This window comes from Kribbella sp. NBC_00709, from assembly GCF_036226565.1.
Lineage (GTDB): Bacteria > Actinomycetota > Actinomycetes > Propionibacteriales > Kribbellaceae > Kribbella.
Window position 1 is genome coordinate 746701 of sequence record NZ_CP108996.1, and the last position, 15337, is coordinate 762037.

Consider the following 15337-nt stretch of genomic DNA (forward strand, 5'->3'; position numbering starts at 1 on the left):
GGTTGTAGCGCATTACTGGGTAAGGAGCTGGTTGGCCTTCGCCACCGCCGCGTCGAGGGCTGTCTGGGACGAGATCTTGCCGGAGATCGCCAGCGAGATCTGCTGCCCGATGAAGTCGTTGGTCGCGCCACTGATCACCGGCGGCTGCAGGTTCTTGGCCTTCGCCAGCGACTGGAAGGCGAGCACCTTCGCGTCGCTCTCCGGCGTACCGTCGCTCTTGGAGAAGTACGGGTCCTGGGCCGAGGCCTTGGTGGACGGGAAGATGTTGACGATCTTCGCGAACGCGGCCTGGTTCTCGGCGTTGGTGACGAACCGCGCCAGCGCGATCGCGGCCGCCTGGTTCTTGGTCTTGGCCGCGACCGACAGTCCCTGCACGTACAGCGGCGGGGTGTCGAGCGCGGGCGACGGGACGACCTTGCCCTTCAGCGACGGGTTGTCCTTCTGGAAGTCCTGGATCGCGTTGCCGCCGCCGGTGGTCCAGGCGACCTTGCTTTGGGTGAAGAGCTTGGAGTTGCCCAGGTACTCGTTGGTCAGGATGTCGCGCGGCATGTAGCCGGCCTTGTACGCGTCGCGGTACTTGTCCAGCAGCGCGGCGGCCTCGGGGGTGTTGAAGGTGAACTTCTTGCCGTCGTCGGACAGGATCTTGATGCCGGCGTTGGTGAAGTCACCGATGCCCGGCAGGCGGCTCATCAGGTACTCCTTGCCGCCGGTCTTGTCGTGCATCGTCTTGGCGGCCGCGAGCAACTCGTCGAAGGTCTTCGGCGGGTTCTTCACATCGAGTCCGGCCGCGGCGAACTTGGTCGCGTTCCAGTAGTCGATGTCGGTGTTCAGGTACCACGGGTAGCCGAACGTGCCGTCCATCCCCTGGTACTGGTACGCCTGCACGCCGCCCTCGACGTACTCGTCCTTGATCGACGGGTCTGCGGCCGCGACGTCGAGCAGCATGTCCTGCTTGGCCAGCGGGAGCGCGAAGTCCGGCGGCAGGTTGGTCACGTCGGGCAGCTGGCCGGCCGACGCCTGGCTCAGCACCTTCTTGTCGTACCCGTCGCCGGGCTGGTCCAGCCAGGTGACGTGCGTGCCCGGGTACTTCGCCTCGAAGGCCTTGATCACGCCCTCGACGTACGACGTGAACTTCGGCTTCAGCGCCCAGGTCTGGAAGCTGACCTCACCGGTCACCTTGGCGTTCGCGTCGACGGTCGGCTTGGCGTCGCCACTGCCGGAGTCGTCGGATCCGAGGCCGCAACCAGCCAGAGTGAGAGCAGCGGCGGCAAGGGCGGCCACCGGCGCCAGACGGCGTCTACGCATGAAATCTCCTGGGATTGATAAACCGGTATAGCTCCTGCACTATCGAGGATCGTAGAATCCGCTGTCAAGGGTGAGGGAGGAACACGTGGCCAGACCGACGATCGCGGACATTGCGACCAGGGCGGGGGTGTCCAAGGGCGCGGTGTCGTTCGCGCTGAACGGGCGGCCCGGTGTCAGCGACGCGACCCGGGAGCGGATCCTCAAGATCGCCGAGCAGATGAGCTGGCGGCCGCACAGCGCGGCGCGGGCGCTCGGGGCGTCGCGAGTGGACTCGGTCGGGATGGTGATCGCGCGGCCGGCGCGGACGCTGGGGGTCGAGCCGTTCTTCGCGCACCTGCTGTCCGGCGTGCAGTCGGGGCTGTCCGCGGAGTCGATCTCCCTGCAACTGCTGATCGTCGAGGACACCGCCGCGGAGATCGAGGTGTACCGGCGGTGGGCCTCGGAGCACCGGGTCGACGGCGTGATCCTGGTCGACCTGACGGTGAAGGACCCGCGGGTCGACGAGCTCAAGGCGCTCGAGCTGCCCGCCGTGGTGATCGGCGGGCGAGGCGGGAAGGGCGCGCTCGCCTCGGTCTGGGCAGACGATCGCGACGCCATGCTCGCCATCGTGGAGTACCTGGCCGCACTCGGGCACCGCCGGATCGCCCACGTCGCCGGTACGCCGAACTTCCAGCACACCCAGCGCCGGATCAGGGCTCTCCGCGACGCCGCGCCCCGGCTGGGCCTGGTCGATGCACCGTCCTTGACCACGGACTTCAGCGACGCGGAGGGCGCTGCGATCACGCGCAAGCTGTTGTCCCAGTCGGTACGTCCGACCGCGATCGTCTACGACAGCGACGTGATGGCGGTGGCCGGTCTCGGGGTCGCGATGGAGATGGGCGTCGCGGTCCCCGGCGACCTGTCGATCGTGGCCTTCGACGACTCGATCCTCACCCAGCTGATGCACCCGGCGCTGACCGCGCTGTCCCGCGACACGTTCGAGTTCGGCCGGCAGGCCGCCGAGGTCCTGCTCGAGGTGATCGCCGATCCCGCCCGGACGATCAACCGCCGCACCGCCGACCCGGTCCTGACCGTCCGCGAGTCCACCGCTCCGCCGGCCTGATGTTGCTCTTCCTGCCTAAACCGATTTAGCATCCTCGGCATGCCTTCGGTTCCCCGGTTCGGTGCCAACTACGTCCCCTCCAGCGGCTGGTTCTACAGCTGGCTGGACTACGACGGCGCCGCGGTACGGCGGGATTTCGCCGACCTGGCCGGGATCGGGCTGGACCACGTCCGGGTGTTCCCGGTCTGGCCATGGATCCAGCCGAACCGGGCGATCATCCGCGAGCGCGCGATCGCGGATCTGCTCGACACCATCGACGCCGCCGCGGAGTACGGGCTGACCGTCGCGGTCGACCTGATCCAGGGCCATCTGTCCAGCTTCGACTTCCTGCCGTCGTGGGTGCTGACCTGGCACAAGAGCAGCCTCTTCGAGGATCCGACAGTCCGCGACGGCCTCACGGCGTACGTCGACGCCGTGGCCCGCGCGGTCGCGACGAAGCCGAACGTCTTCGCGATCACGCTCGGGAACGAGGTCAACAACCTCTGGCCGGACAGCCCGACCACGCCGGAGGCGTCGACCAGCTGGGCGCAGGACCTGCTGACCACGCTGAAGAAGACGGCACCGGACGTTCTCGCCCTGCATTCCGTGTTCGACGACGCCTGGTACAAGGCCGACCACCCGTTCCACCCCGTTGACGCCGTGGATCTGGGTGACCTGAGCACTGTCCACTCGTGGGTTTTCAACGGGGTCTCACGAGTGGACGGTCCCCTCGGGCCGGCCACGCTCACCCATGCCGACTACCTGGTCGAGCTGGCGCACGCCACCTCGCTCGACCCGGCGCGGCCCGTCTGGTTGCAGGAGATCGGCGTACCCGGGCCGGACATCCCCACGGACCTGCAGGCCGAGTTCACCCGCCGGACGGTCGAGATCGTGCTGCCGAACCCGGCGTTGTACGGCGTGACGTGGTGGTCCTCGCACGACATCGACCGCAGTCTCCTGGACTTCCCGGACCGCGAGTACGATCTGGGCCTCTTCACTGTCGACCACCAGCGCAAACCTGCTGCCCAAGCTCTCGCCGACGTGATCGCAGACGTCAAGGCGAACGGCGTGCCGCCGCAGCCGGATGCCACCACGCTGACCGCGCCGGCCAACCTCCGCACCGAGCCGGCGCGCCGGCCGGAAGTTGCCCCCGGCAGCGATTTCCATCGGCGCTGGGTCGAGGCCCGTGCAACCGGCCCGGTGCGAATCGTCCTGCCCTGATCAGCTGGCCAGGACCTGGCGCAACTCCTGATTGACGTTCGCGCCGGGGGTCGGGTCGTAATTGCCCAGGTGTACGGCGGTCCAGCCGCGGCCCGGGTACCACTCGGCGCTCGTGCTCAGGCCCGGTGCGCCGCCGAGATGACCGGTGATCAGCGCGCCGTTGACGATGGCGCTGTCCGCTCCGTACCCGACGAAGTTGATGACCTCCGGCAGCCCGGGCTTGGCCGGCAGCGTCGGCATCGGGTACTTCGGGGTCACGAACACATCGCGGTACGTCGTACTCACCAGCGTTCCGTCGTTCAAGGCCCGCACGAACCGGACCAGGTCGGCTGCATTCGCGAACGCATTGCCGGCCGGAGTACCGATGACGCCGAACATGTCCCCGTCGAGGGCGTCGTACCGCTTCCCTGATGCATCGGTGGGGTACGGATGCGCGAAGCGGCTGTCGCTCCTCCACTGGGACAGCAGCGTGAAGTCCGCCGAGGTCATGCCGGCCGGACGGAAGACGTGCTTGCGGACGTAGTCGTAGTACGACTCGCCGGAGATCTTCTCCACGATGCTGCCGAGCACATGGAAGCCGGAGTTGCTGTACTTGCTGCCCGTGCCCGGCGCGAAGGCGAGCGACTCGGTGCGGATGTAGCGCAGGGTGCCGTCCATCATCCGCCGGGGCGTCGTCCAGGTGGACGATTCCTCGAAGTACCCGGCGAGCTGCATGTAGTCGCCCAGGCCGGACGTGTGGGTGAGCAGGTGGTGGATCGTGACCTTGTCCGCGACCGCGGCGGCGAATCCGGTGAGGTACTTGCCGATCGGATCGACGAGGCTCAGCGAGCCCCGCTGGGCGAGCTGGGCGACCGCCGTCGCGGTGAACATCTTCGTCACCGAAGCGAGGCAGTACCTGGTGTCGGCCCGGTTCCGGACGCCGTTCTTCTTGTCCGCGTAGCCGATCGAGCGCTCCACCACCGGGCGGCCGTCGCGGACCACGAGGACCGTGCCGGAGAACGAGTCGTCGGCCGCCAGTTTGTCGAGGTACTTGTCGAGCTCGCCGCCGGAGCGCAAGGCGGCCGGCACCCCGCCACCGGTCCCCTGCGCCGCGGCGGGAACCGTCCAGGCACCGCCGGCGACGACTGCCGGAGCGACCGCCAGACCGGACCGCCGAAGGAACGTGCGCCTGCTGCTCTGGATTGCCAAGGGAGTTCTCCTCACGTGATCGATGACCACTGAGATCCAACTCGCCAGGCTGTTTCCCCGGCGTTACCCCTTCGCGATCAGCACCTCGATGCCGTCCAGGATCCTGGCCAGGCCGAACTCCAGGTCGTCGTCGAGGCCGTCCTCGTACTCCTGGTTCGTGTACATCGCGGTCAGGATCGGGTAGTTGCCGTCGATCAGCCGGGGCACCAGGAACCGGCCGACCTGCTCGGCCTGCACGGGAGTGTTGTCGCTGGAGCCGAGTTGCCGGGCGAGGCTGGCGTAGTTGCGCGCGTACCCGTCCAGCAGCATCAGGCAGCCGAGATTGTCGTGCTGGCTCAGTCCGGTCCCGGCCAGCGCCGCGAGCATGGCCTCGACCCAACGCAGCAGGTTCGGCGTGACCGGCGCGCCACGGATCGGTACGTCGAGCAGCCACGGGCGCTCGTCGTACAGCTTGACCTGGGCGTCCACCCACGCGATCGCGGCCGGGCGCCACCCAGTCGGCAACGCCGGGGGGAGGCCGACCGCCTTCTCGTGCACCAGCACGATCAGCTCTTCCTTGGACCGGACGTAGCGGTACATCGCGTTCGTGCTGACGCCGAGGTGCGCCGCGATCCGCTGCAACGAGATCGCCTCGAACCCGTCCCGGTCACCGAACTCGATGCCGGTGGCGACGATCTGCTCGATCGACAAGGCCGGCTTCGGCCCGCGCCGCTGCACCGGCAGCACACCCCAGGACAGGGCGAGCCCCGGCGGCAGCTCCGCGCGGTCCTCGGTCATGTCTCCCATCCTGACGTACGCCGCCCGCGGTGTGACAGGGGTGCTAGCACCACCCTCGAAACGGGTCCTGAGCAGCGGGCGGACAAAACTGTTCAACCCATACGCTTTTTCACATCGACCTCCGGAAAGGAACGCACTCATGTACACGCTGCTCGAACCCCTCCTGACCCCCGACCAGATCCGGCTGACCGACGCCGACCGCCGCGCCGCGGTCGCCAAGCTCGACAGCGCCGTCCGGCAGGCCGTCCTCACTCCATCGCAGGCGAGCGACCGGCAGCTCCAGCTGCTCACGGCCGAGACCCGTGGCGAGCTTCGCAAGATCATGGCCGGCGTCGCCGACGCGGCCCCGCCCCGCGGTCTGACCACGGCGCTGCGAGCCGTGACCGGCGTGTGGCTGGTGACCTGCGTGGTGCAGTTCGTGGTCTGGGTGGCGCTGGCGATGTTCGGCCACTTCGACGGACCGTGGTGGCTCTGGTCGGACCTCGGTCTCGGCGCGGTCGTCGCGATCCTGTGGTGGACCAACGAGTCGTACCACCGCAAGTCCGACGTACTGGTGACGCCGTGAGCGTCCAGCTGACCGACGTCCGCAAGGTGTACGGCACCGGGTCCGGCGCGGTCGACGCGCTGGCCGGTGTCACCTATGGATTCGAGACCGGCACGTTCACCGCGGTGATGGGACCGTCCGGCTCCGGCAAGAGCACGCTGTTGCACTGTGCCGCCGGGCTGGACGTCCCGACCGCCGGTGACGTCGAGCTGGCCGGACGGTCGTTGCACGGTCTTGACGAGACCGCACTGACCGAGCTGCGCCGGGAGGCCGTTGCCTTCGTCTTCCAGTCCTTCAACCTGATGCCGGCGCTGACCGTCCGGCAGAACGTCGTACTCCCGCTGACACTGGCCGGGAAGTCGCCGGACGACGCGTGGGTGACCGAGGTCATCCGGCGCGTCGGGCTCGAGTCACGGGCGAAGCACCGGCCGAGTGAACTGTCCGGTGGTCAGCAGCAGCGGGTCGCGATCGCCCGCGCACTGGCCGGACGTACTGCGATCACGTTCGCGGACGAGCCGACCGGGGCGCTCGACACCACCACCGCGCTCGAGGTGCTGACCCTGCTGCGCGATCAGTCCCGCGAACTCGGTCAGACGATCGTGATGGTCACCCACGACCCGGTCGCCGCGTCGTACGCCGACCGCGTCGTGTTCCTGGTCGACGGCCGGATCGTCTCCGAAACCGTCCACCCCACCGCCGAGGCCGTCGCCGCGGAGCTCGCTCAGCTGAGCGCCGGCCGTTTCACCCCCACGGAGCTCTGAGCCTGATGTTCCGCCTCGCCGTCACCACCCTGCGCTACCGCACCGCCGCCTTCCTCGCGATCTTCGTCGCGGTCCTCCTCGGCGGCGCCCTCCTGAGCGCCGCCGGCGGCCTCCTGGAAACCGGCCTCCGCCTCAACGCCCCACCCCAACGCCTGGCCGCCGCCCCCATCATCGTCACCGGCGACCCCGCCTACCATCCCCCGAACGGCAGCGGCTCCGCCGCGTTCCCCGAGCGCCACCGCGTAGACGCAAGCTTGGTCGCCAAGCTCGCCGGTACGCCGGGAGTCGCAAAGGCAATCGCCGACAGGTCGTTCCCCGCTGTAGTAACAGCCGGCCCCGGCACAGGTGCGGGTGGAGTTCTTGCTGGGCATGGGTGGGGGTCGGCGGCGCTTACGCCGTACCGGCTGGTCGGTGGAAGTGCTCCGCGTGGTGGGCAGGTCGTGCTGGACGAGTGGCTGGCGGGCTCTGCCACGCCTGGGGATCAGGTGACGGTGACCGTGGGTGGTGAGCCGCGGGCGTTCGTGCTGGCCGGGATCGCGGTGGCTCAGCGGCAGGTCGACGTACCGGCGGTGTTCTTCGCGGATGCGGATGTTCCGGCCGGGGTGGATGCGATTGGGGTGTTTCCGGCGGACGGGACTTCGGTTCGTGAGCTGGCGAAGCGGCTCGACTTGCCGGTGGGTGTGAAGGCTTACACCGGCGACGACCGGGGTGTCGCGGAGTTTGCGGGGATTGCGACGAGTCTGCCGCTGATCATCATGTCCGGCGTCTTCGGTGGGATGGTGGCTGTGGTGATGGCGCTCGTCGTGTCGGCGACGATCGGTCTGTCGGTCCGGCAACGGCGCCGCGAGCTGGCGTTGCTGCGGGCAAGCGGTGCGACGCCACGGCAGGTCGGCAAGATGGTGATCGCGGAGACGATGGTGGTCGGCGTCCTCGGGCTCGTCCTCGGTCTCCTTTGCGGCCGGATCGCAGGCACCTGGATCTTCGGGATGCTGGCCGACGGCGGCATCGTGCCTGCGCAACTCCGCTTCGACCAGGGCCCGCTCCCCTTCGCCGGCGCGGCGATCCTCACGTTCGCAGTACTGCGGGTGACCGTCGGATTCGCGGCCGGACGAGCCGCCCGGATCCGCCCGATCCAGGCCCTCGCGGAAGCCGCCGTACCGAACGTCGCGCTCAGCCGCATCAGAATGATCATCGGCCTGATCTTCGCCGGCGCCACGGTCGCGATCGCCTTGTCCACCCCGTTCATGGGTCCCGCCAACGCTGCCGCGGTCGGCGGCCCGGCCGGTCTGACCGGTTCGATCGCCACCGCGATCCTGGCACCGCTGGTCATCCAGCGCGCGCTGGTCCCACGCATCACGCGACTCGTCGAGAGCCGCGGTACGAGCGGAGTTCTCGCGGTGATCAACCTGCGCGTCCGCGCGGTCCAGTTCGGCGCGATCCTGATCCCGATCACGATCGCCACGGCGATTGCCATCGGCAACATCTACTCGCAGACCACGCAGCAGAAGGCAGCGGTCGAAGCCTTCACCAGCAACCTGGCCGGCGACGTGATCATCACCGGCGGCATCCCCGCCTCACTCTCCGAGACCGCGAGCGCCCTGCCCGGCGTCACCGCGTCGTCCGAACTGGTCCGCAGCAAGGGCTGGATCGAGGAGCCGTACGACACCTCCCACACCAGCGACGCCTGGCCGCTGCTCGGCCTGAGCGGACCGATCTACAAGGACAAGGTAACCAAGGGTTCGCTGAACGACCTGACCGGCGACACCGTCGCCTTGCCCCCGGGTACGGCGAAGAAACTCAAGGTCGACGTCGGCTCGGAGATCGGATTGCGGCTGGGCGACGACGCCCTGGTCAAGGTCAAGGTGGTCGCGCTCGCCGAAGGCCCGTCCGGCTACGAGTCCCTCCTGCTCCCCGCAAAGCTGCTGGCCGCCCACACCACGACCGGACTGCCCAGTCAGCTGGTCCTGAAGACCACCGGCAAGGTGAACGTGGACCTGTCGAAGTGGCCGGGTACGTCGATCGGCGGGCGCGAACTGCTCAGCGACGGGCTGGACACCGGGCTCGGAGTGGATGCGTGGATCGCGTACTTGCTGGCGGCCATCGCGGTCGCGTACACGGCGATCGCCTCGGTCAACACGATCGCGGTCGCGGTGCTGGACCGGCGCCGGGAGTTCGGACTGCAGCGGCTGACCGGGTCGACGCGCCGTGACGTGTCACGAATGCTCGGGCTCGAGGGCCTGCTGATCGCGGGGCTCGGGCTGGTGACCGGGCTGATCACGGCGGCGTTCACGGTGCTCCCGATCGCGATGGCGACCCGGGGCTGGCCGATCCCGTCCGGGCCGGCCTGGATCCTGCTCGCCTGGATCGCGGTCGTCCTCCTGCTGGTCCTCCCGACCACCGCGATCACCGGCCGGATCGCTATGCGCCCCAAGCCGATGGACGCCCTCGGCTCAGCCGTCGGTTGATTCGACCCACGCGTGGTTGCCGTCTTCCAGGCTGATGACCTGGAAGCCGGCGGCCAGGCGGCGTACGTCGTCGGTCTCGATCACGCCCGCGGCCGGGCCGGCGATGTCCAGCACGATCGCGGCCGCGCCTTCCTGGATCGCCGCGGTCGCGACCAGCCGCGCCTGAGCGGGCATCGGGCGGGCCTCGGGGCTCCACCGGGCCAGGCTCTCGGTGCCGGTGAACGCGAGCAGCGCGTTCCGCCCGTCCTGCCCCTGGAGCAGCGCGACGGCCATGTCCGAGGTCTTGTCGTGCGCCAGCCCGTTCTCGTCGTGCTCGACCTCGCCGAGCACCGCCACCACCGGCACCAGCAGCCGGGCCTTGGTCAGGGCCGCCAGCACCGCACCCCCGTTACCCGCCGCAAGCGCGGCCGCCAGCGCGGGATCCGCCGTGCCGTCGTCGTTGTCGAACCCGGTAAAGGCCAACCGCCGCTCTGGTTCCATGCCCCGCATCTTCCTCCATCGAGCTTTCAGGGTCCCGTCAGGGCTCTTCCCCTCTTGGTTCCGGGCGGGACTGTGCGAGCCTGGGTATGTGCCTGACTTCAACGATTTGACGCTGCTGCCGTTCTGCGTAGGCCTCACGCTGCTCGGTCTGATCGGCTCGTGGTTCGCCTTCCGGCGCCGCGGGGTGGCGGCCGGCACCCGCGGCGTGGCCTGGTCCCTGCTGCCGGTCTCGCTGTATCTGACCGGTCTGCTGGAGCTGGTCTGGGACGTGGTCCGCTCGACGGTGAGCTGGGTCACCCACCTGATCTTCTCGCCGACCGTCTGGGCCGGGGTCGCGCTGTTCGGCGTCTCCGTGGTGCTGTACGTCGTCTCCGGCGTGGCCCGCGGCCGTAGTCCGAAGGCACCGAAGGAAAAGAAGCCCGCCTCGCCCGCGGGTGAGCTGACCGCGACAGGTCCCGCACCTGCGTCGGCCACCACCGCCAAAGCTGCCAAGCCGTCAAAGGGGAAGGCCAAGCAGCAGGATTCGTCGGAGTTCGACGAGATCGAGGACATTCTGAAGCGCCATGGAATCAACTGAGAAAGCCGCTGACCACGGCTCGCCCCTGACCATCGACTCGCTGCTGGACAACGTCCAGGCCGGCTCGCCCCAACTGGGCCGGACCCGGCTGATCGGCGTCGACGGACCGGCCGGTTCCGGCAAGACCACCGTCGCCGCCAACCTGGAGGCCCGGGCCAAGGCCCGCGACCTGAACACCTACGTCATCCACATGGACGACCTGTACGACGGCTGGACCGGAGCCGAGCGTGGATTCGGTCTGCTCCGCGACCATGTGCTGCAACGGCTCGCCGACGGCCGCGAGGGCCGCTACCGCCGCTACGACTGGTACGTCGGCGCGTACGCCGAGCTGCACGTCGTACCGAACACGGTGGATCTGCTGATCGTCGAAGGCGTCACCGCCTGCGACCGGGACGCCGCCCACTGGCAATCGCTGCGGCTCTGGGTCGAGACGTCGAACGAGGTCCGCCTGGACCGCGGCATCGAGCGCGACGGCGAGGCCCTCCGCGACCACTGGCTGGAGTGGATGCGGTGGGAGCGCGACCATTTCGCCGAGCAGGCCACCCGGTCCCGCGCCCACGTGATCATCGACGGTGACCCGACCATCCCGTTCGACCCCGCGGTGGAGCTCGTCACGAAGTCGGTGGCGTTGCCGCCGCACGACTCAGCCGCCTCCTGAGCCGAATCACCGCCTGGCGGAGATCAACCGCGCCTGCGGATGGTGGACCCACTCCCCCGCGGGAGCCTTCGCCAGGTAGCTCGCCCGCAGCTCGGCGATGTACCCGTCACCACGTGCCAACGCCGTAGCGCGCAGCGGCCCGGAGCGGTCGGCCGCATCGAAGTACGCCGCCGCGTCGGGATGCACCATCCGGTACGACACCAGCTCGTCCCGCTCGACCAGGGCACCGTCGAGCGCCGGGATCAGCGCGTCCTCCCAGGCGCGATCGCGCCGCCCGTCGATCACCTCGTCCAGGAGCGCGAACGGACCGGTCTCCTCCGCGAACTCGGGCCAGTACACGACGCAGAGCCGGCCGCCCGGCCGGAGCACGTCGTACCAGGACCGGATCGCCGCCGCTGGCTCGGGCAGCTGCTGGAGCCCGAAGACCGAGACGACGGCCGCAGCGGACAGGGCCGGATCGAGGGTCGTGGCGTCGCCCTGGACGACCTCGACCAGCGGCTGTCCACTCGCGCGGCGGCGGGCCAACCGGACCATCTCGGCGGACAGGTCGATGCCGACGATCCTCCGGCCGGGGAACCGCGGGGTCAGCAGCTCGAGCTCCGGGAAGGTCCCACAGCAAGGCACCACGATCGGGCCCTCAGGTACGTCGTCCAGCTCGTCGACCGCAGCCTGCACCCAGGGCGCGAAGCGTGGGACGAAGTACGCGTCGTAGCCTTCCGCCGCCTCGTCCCAGCTGCGGGCGAGCCGCGCGAGGCGGTCCGTCACGTTTCCAGGCCGTCCCAGGACCAGCGCGGGATGCTCAGGTCGTCGGCGATGTCGGCGGAGTTGTGGTGGTACATCGTGGTGAACGTTGCCCATGCGAAGTAGTCGTGCAGGACCTGGCGGAGCTTCGGATCGGTGAGCCCACTGTCGGTCATCGCCTCGTCGAAGCGCTCGATCGCCAGCCGGTTCATCTCGTCGTGCTCGCCGTTCCCGCTGTGCCGGCGCTCCACGGACGCCTCGGTGCCGTACACCCCGGTGTAGGCCTGCGGTCCGCCGAGCGCCTCGCTCCAGTACGCCGCCAGCCGCTCGATGTGATCAGGCTCGACCTCACCGTGGAACGCGTGACTGACGACCTCGTCGGCCATCACCCGCTCGTGCCAGGCTCGCGCCAGCCGGAGCATGCCTTCGGACCCACCCGCCGCTTCATAAACGGTCTCCATGGCGCTCAGTCTGCTCCATCGAGGCAAGCCGGTCACGGGCATGAGCACGCTCCGGTTCGGATCCGGCCAGTTGCAGCGCCCGCTCGTACGCCGCGGTTGCCTCGGGCAAACGTCCGAGCCGGTGCAGCAGGTCCGCGCGGGCGAGCGCGAACGGGTGGTAGTCGCGCAGCCGCGACTCGCCGGCAAGTTCGTCCAGAAGAGCCAGGCCGGCCTCGGCGCCGTCCCGCATCGCGACGGCGGCGGCGCGGTTGAGCGCGACCACCGGCGACGGGTCGAGCTCGAGCAGTACGTCGTACAGCGCGACGATCTGGGGCCAATCGGTGCCGGCGAAGTCGGCCGCCTCGTCGTGGAGGGCGGCGATCGCGGCCTGGACGGCGTACGGTCCCGCCGGGCCGCCGGTGAGCGCGGCGACGACCAGCTCACGGCCTTCGGCGATCATCTCGTGGTCCCAGCGGAGGCGATCCTGATCCTCGAGCAGGATCAGCGAGCCGTCCGGGCCGGTGCGGGCGTCGCGGCGGGCATGGACCAGCAGCATCAGGGCGAGCAGGCCGGTCACCTCGCGCTCGGCGGGCAGCAGCCGGTGCAGGATCCGGGCCAGCCGGATCGCTTCCTCGGCGAGATCGAGGCGTTGCAGGTACGGTCCCGAGCTTGCGGCGTACCCCTCGGTGAAGACCGAGTAGACGACCTGCAGTACGCCGGGCAGTCGCTCCGGCAGCTCGTCCGGGTCGGGGACGCGGAACGGGATCCGCGCGTCCCGGATCTTCTGCTTGGCCCGGACGATCCGTTTCGCCATCGTCGCGGTCGGCACCAGGAACGCCCGCGCGACCTCCGGCGTGGTCAGACCGGCGAGGCAGCGCAGCGTCAGCGCGCCGCGGTCCTCGGCCGCGAGCGCGGGATGGGTGCAGGTGAAGAACAGCTGCAACCGCTCGTCGGGCAGCTCGTCCCCGGTCGGCTGCGGCGCGGCCCGGTCCATGTCCACCTGCAGTACGGCGAGCTTGGCGGCGTACACCTGGTCGCGCCGGAGCCGGTCCACCGCCTTCCGCCGGGCGGTCGTCATCAGCCAGCCGCCCGGGTTCGGCGGTACGCCGTCGACCGGCCAGCGCACCAGCGCCGCCTCGATCGCCTCCGAGGTGACCTCCTCGGCCAGGTCGAGGTCCCCGAACCGCCGGGCGAGCGCGGCCAGCAACCGGCCCCGCTCCTCCCGGAAGACCGCCTCGACCTGGTCCATCGTCAGAACTCCGCGACCGGACGCACCACGACCGATCCGCCGGCCCGCGACCCCGGGCACTTCGCCGCCCAGTCGAGCGCGACGTCCAGATCGGGTACGTCGATCACGTAGAACCCGCCGAGCACCTCGCGGGTCTCCGCGAACGGTCCGTCCGTCACCGTCCGTTTGCCGTCGTTCGCGACCTCGACGCGGGTTGCCGTGACCAGGTCGGCGAGCGACTCGGACGCGACCACCACGCCGGAGTCGGTGATCTCCTTGTCGAACCGCATCCAGTCCTCCGGCTCGCACCCGACCGGGGCGTTCTCGGCGTCGAGCTCCGCAGCGTTGATCAGCAGCATGTACTTCACGTCGTACCTCCTGTGAGCGTGTTTACAGCATGACCACGAACGGGTTCGCCCAGGATGGACAGGGTCGGAGAGGATTGGACCATGAATGTTCTGCCATCTGGTGAGCAGTGGGTCCTCCGCGGCGGCGGGTACGAGGCGACCGTGGTGAGTGTCGGCGGCGGGCTGCGCGGGCTGACGTACGACGGCCGCCCGGTCCTGCTCGGGTACGACGAGGACGAGGCGGCGCATGCGGGTATCGGTCAGCACCTGTTCCCGTGGCCGAACCGGATCACCGACGGGAAGTACACGTTCGAGGGCGAGCCGCAGCAGCTGTACCTGACCGAGCCCGCCCGCTCGAACGCGATCCACGGCCTGACCCGCTGGGCGAACTGGCTCCGCGTCGACGACGGCTCGGATCCCGCCGCGCTCGTCGTCGGCCACCGTCTGCACGGCCAACCCGGCTATCCCCACCAACTGGACCTACGCCTCGACTACCGCCTGACCGACCGCCTCACCGTCACCGCCACGGCTACCAACGTCGGTGGGAGCTCGGCGCCGTACGGCTACGGAGCACATCCGTATCTGAGCGTCGGACGCCCCCTCGACGAATGCGTCCTCGAGTTCACCGCGTCCGACCGCCTGGAAGTCTCCGCGGACCGCATGCAACCCGTCGGCCTCACGCCAGTCGCCGGCTCGCAGTACGACTTCACCGGTGGCCGACTCATCGAGGCAACCTCGATCGACAACGCCTTCACCGGACTGGACGGCGCGTGGTCGGTGTCGTTGACCGACCCCGACAGCGGCGCTCGGTCGGTCCTGAGCAGTGACACCCCCTGGATGCAGCTGTTCACCGGCGAGGCAGTCGGGCGTACGGCGCTCGCGGTCGAGCCGATGACCTGTCCGCCGGACGCCTTCATCACCGGTCAGGACCTCGTCGTCCTGAAGCCTGGCGAGTCCCACACGACTAGCTTCGCGGTGGCCGGTTAGCTCCGGCGCCGTGGTCGCGAGCCACCGCCGCGAGCTCCTTCGCGGCGCGGCTCGCCCGGGCACCCTCCGCGGCCTGGATCGCGAGGATGCCGATCCGGTTGCCGTCGGCATCGAACAGCTGCAGCCAGGCGTCCCCCGACCGGAACCGCAGGCCGCTGATCTCCGCCCAGGTCAACGTGTACGACTTGAACACGTTCCGGACCCGCAACCCGTCGGCGTACGCCGTCACCCGCAGCGTGGTCATCCGGTACAGGATCCACAGGATCGCCCCGAAGAACACCAGCAACGTGATCCGCTGGAACCAGCTGAACGAATCCCGCGACGACGCCGGCAACCGGACCCAGATCACCCCGAACACCGCCACCAGCGACAAGCCCATCACCCCGGCCATCAACGCGAGGATCCGCGGATGGAAGGTGAAGAGCCTGTCCGTCATGTCAGAGGGCATCGTGAACCCCTGCGCCGTTGCGAGCAGGTGCTCGGCGGAGTGCCTCGGTGCGCTGGAGGGAGGGTTTCGATGCGGAGCATCGTGACCCT

General features: G+C 69.4%; 17 protein-coding genes. 8 read left to right on the plus strand and 9 right to left on the minus strand.

Annotated features, from left to right (window positions below):
• Positions 1-12 precede the first annotated feature (12 nt).
• Positions 13-1305 (minus strand): ABC transporter substrate-binding protein, encoded by a 1293-nt coding sequence (locus tag OHA18_RS03495; protein WP_329002117.1) that lies wholly within the window; start codon positions 1303-1305, stop codon positions 13-15.
• An 85-nt stretch (positions 1306-1390) separates the two neighbouring features.
• Between OHA18_RS03495 and OHA18_RS03500 the strand changes: the two genes are divergently transcribed.
• Positions 1391-2407, plus strand: a complete 1017-nt coding sequence (locus tag OHA18_RS03500) for a LacI family DNA-binding transcriptional regulator (RefSeq protein WP_329002118.1) — start codon at positions 1391-1393, stop codon at positions 2405-2407.
• A 39-nt stretch (positions 2408-2446) separates the two neighbouring features.
• Positions 2447-3607 carry a glycoside hydrolase 5 family protein gene (locus OHA18_RS03505; protein WP_329002119.1) on the plus strand — a complete coding sequence of 387 codons (1161 nt, stop codon included), beginning with the start codon at positions 2447-2449 and terminating at the stop codon, positions 3605-3607.
• Here the strand turns inward: OHA18_RS03505 and OHA18_RS03510 are convergent, their stop codons facing one another.
• Entirely contained in the window at positions 3608-4795 is a 1188-nt protein-coding gene (locus OHA18_RS03510) for a serine hydrolase domain-containing protein (RefSeq protein ID WP_329002120.1), read from the minus strand.
• Between the two features lie 63 nt (positions 4796-4858).
• The gene (locus OHA18_RS03515) at positions 4859-5572 is read right to left on the minus strand and encodes a TetR/AcrR family transcriptional regulator (protein ID WP_329002121.1); all 714 of its coding nucleotides are present in this window, start codon (positions 5570-5572) and stop codon (positions 4859-4861) included.
• Between the two features lie 139 nt (positions 5573-5711).
• On the opposite strand from OHA18_RS03515, the gene OHA18_RS03520 reads away from it, so the two are divergent.
• Genes OHA18_RS03520 through OHA18_RS03530 form a run of 3 tightly spaced genes read left to right on the plus strand, consistent with a single transcriptional unit; the run spans position 5712 to position 9342 of the window.
• Complete coding sequence (locus OHA18_RS03520) at positions 5712-6137, plus strand: DUF1707 SHOCT-like domain-containing protein (RefSeq protein ID WP_329002122.1); 426 nt, start codon at positions 5712-5714, stop codon at positions 6135-6137.
• Positions 6134-6877 (plus strand): ABC transporter ATP-binding protein, encoded by a 744-nt coding sequence (locus OHA18_RS03525; protein WP_329002123.1) that lies wholly within the window; start codon positions 6134-6136, stop codon positions 6875-6877. Before OHA18_RS03520 ends, OHA18_RS03525 begins: the two co-directional genes overlap by 4 nt.
• 5 nt (positions 6878-6882) lie before the next feature.
• Positions 6883-9342 carry an ABC transporter permease gene (locus OHA18_RS03530; RefSeq protein ID WP_329002125.1) on the plus strand — a complete coding sequence of 820 codons (2460 nt, stop codon included), beginning with the start codon at positions 6883-6885 and terminating at the stop codon, positions 9340-9342.
• Here the strand turns inward: OHA18_RS03530 and OHA18_RS03535 are convergent.
• Positions 9328-9822 carry an SseB family protein gene (locus tag OHA18_RS03535; protein WP_329002126.1) on the minus strand — a complete coding sequence of 165 codons (495 nt, stop codon included), beginning with the start codon at positions 9820-9822 and terminating at the stop codon, positions 9328-9330. The two genes, OHA18_RS03530 and OHA18_RS03535, sit on opposite strands and share 15 nt — an antisense overlap.
• 88 nt (positions 9823-9910) lie before the next feature.
• On the opposite strand from OHA18_RS03535, the gene OHA18_RS03540 reads away from it, so the two are divergent.
• Positions 9911-10399, plus strand: coding sequence for a hypothetical protein (locus tag OHA18_RS03540; protein ID WP_329002127.1), 489 nt, complete (start codon positions 9911-9913; stop codon positions 10397-10399).
• The gene (locus tag OHA18_RS03545) at positions 10386-11057 is read left to right on the plus strand and encodes a uridine kinase family protein (RefSeq protein ID WP_329002128.1); all 672 of its coding nucleotides are present in this window, start codon (positions 10386-10388) and stop codon (positions 11055-11057) included. Before OHA18_RS03540 ends, OHA18_RS03545 begins: the two co-directional genes overlap by 14 nt.
• A gap of 6 nt (positions 11058-11063) precedes the next feature.
• Here OHA18_RS03545 and OHA18_RS03550 read toward each other — a convergent pair whose 3' ends face one another.
• The 4 genes from OHA18_RS03550 to OHA18_RS03565 are packed head-to-tail and all read right to left on the minus strand — an operon-like array spanning position 11064 to position 13825.
• Complete coding sequence (locus tag OHA18_RS03550; RefSeq protein WP_329002130.1) at positions 11064-11822, minus strand: class I SAM-dependent methyltransferase; 759 nt, start codon at positions 11820-11822, stop codon at positions 11064-11066.
• Positions 11819-12259: a globin domain-containing protein gene (locus OHA18_RS03555; protein ID WP_329002131.1), complete on the minus strand. Its 441-nt coding sequence runs from the start codon at positions 12257-12259 to the stop codon at positions 11819-11821. The genes OHA18_RS03550 and OHA18_RS03555 overlap by 4 nt, the downstream gene beginning before the upstream one ends.
• On the minus strand, positions 12243-13487 hold the full coding sequence (locus tag OHA18_RS03560) for an RNA polymerase sigma factor (RefSeq protein WP_329002132.1): 1245 nt from the start codon (positions 13485-13487) through the stop codon (positions 12243-12245). Before OHA18_RS03560 ends, OHA18_RS03555 begins: the two co-directional genes overlap by 17 nt.
• A 2-nt stretch (positions 13488-13489) precedes the next feature.
• The gene (locus OHA18_RS03565; RefSeq protein ID WP_329006063.1) at positions 13490-13825 is read right to left on the minus strand and encodes a YciI family protein; all 336 of its coding nucleotides are present in this window, start codon (positions 13823-13825) and stop codon (positions 13490-13492) included.
• Positions 13826-13915: 90 nt separating this feature from the next.
• Between OHA18_RS03565 and OHA18_RS03570 the strand changes: the two genes are divergently transcribed.
• A complete protein-coding gene (locus OHA18_RS03570; protein WP_329002133.1) occupies positions 13916-14800 on the plus strand; it encodes an aldose 1-epimerase family protein in 885 nt (294 codons plus the stop codon).
• Here the strand turns inward: OHA18_RS03570 and OHA18_RS03575 are convergent.
• On the minus strand, positions 14778-15236 hold the full coding sequence (locus OHA18_RS03575; protein WP_329002134.1) for a PH domain-containing protein: 459 nt from the start codon (positions 15234-15236) through the stop codon (positions 14778-14780). The two genes, OHA18_RS03570 and OHA18_RS03575, sit on opposite strands and share 23 nt — an antisense overlap.
• Between the last annotated feature and the right edge of the window lie 101 nt (positions 15237-15337).

What these genes read in the sequence shown, in the direction of transcription:
- OHA18_RS03520 (WP_329002122.1), top strand. Translation starts at nt 5,712, where the DNA reads ATGTACACGCTGCTCGAACCCCTCCTGACCCCCGACCAGATCCGGCTG.
- OHA18_RS03565 (WP_329006063.1), bottom strand. Translation starts at nt 13,825, where the DNA reads ATGCTGCTGATCAACGCTGCGGAGCTCGACGCCGAGAACGCCCCGGTC.
- OHA18_RS03535 (WP_329002126.1), bottom strand. Translation starts at nt 9,822, where the DNA reads ATGGAACCAGAGCGGCGGTTGGCCTTTACCGGGTTCGACAACGACGAC.
- OHA18_RS03570 (WP_329002133.1), top strand. Translation starts at nt 13,916, where the DNA reads ATGAATGTTCTGCCATCTGGTGAGCAGTGGGTCCTCCGCGGCGGCGGG.
- OHA18_RS03575 (WP_329002134.1), bottom strand. Translation starts at nt 15,236, where the DNA reads ATGACGGACAGGCTCTTCACCTTCCATCCGCGGATCCTCGCGTTGATG.
- OHA18_RS03505 (WP_329002119.1), top strand. Translation starts at nt 2,447, where the DNA reads ATGCCTTCGGTTCCCCGGTTCGGTGCCAACTACGTCCCCTCCAGCGGC.
- OHA18_RS03515 (WP_329002121.1), bottom strand. Translation starts at nt 5,572, where the DNA reads ATGACCGAGGACCGCGCGGAGCTGCCGCCGGGGCTCGCCCTGTCCTGG.
- OHA18_RS03560 (WP_329002132.1), bottom strand. Translation starts at nt 13,487, where the DNA reads ATGGACCAGGTCGAGGCGGTCTTCCGGGAGGAGCGGGGCCGGTTGCTG.
- OHA18_RS03495 (WP_329002117.1), bottom strand. Translation starts at nt 1,305, where the DNA reads ATGCGTAGACGCCGTCTGGCGCCGGTGGCCGCCCTTGCCGCCGCTGCT.
- OHA18_RS03530 (WP_329002125.1), top strand. Translation starts at nt 6,883, where the DNA reads ATGTTCCGCCTCGCCGTCACCACCCTGCGCTACCGCACCGCCGCCTTC.
- OHA18_RS03545 (WP_329002128.1), top strand. Translation starts at nt 10,386, where the DNA reads ATGGAATCAACTGAGAAAGCCGCTGACCACGGCTCGCCCCTGACCATC.
- OHA18_RS03555 (WP_329002131.1), bottom strand. Translation starts at nt 12,259, where the DNA reads ATGGAGACCGTTTATGAAGCGGCGGGTGGGTCCGAAGGCATGCTCCGG.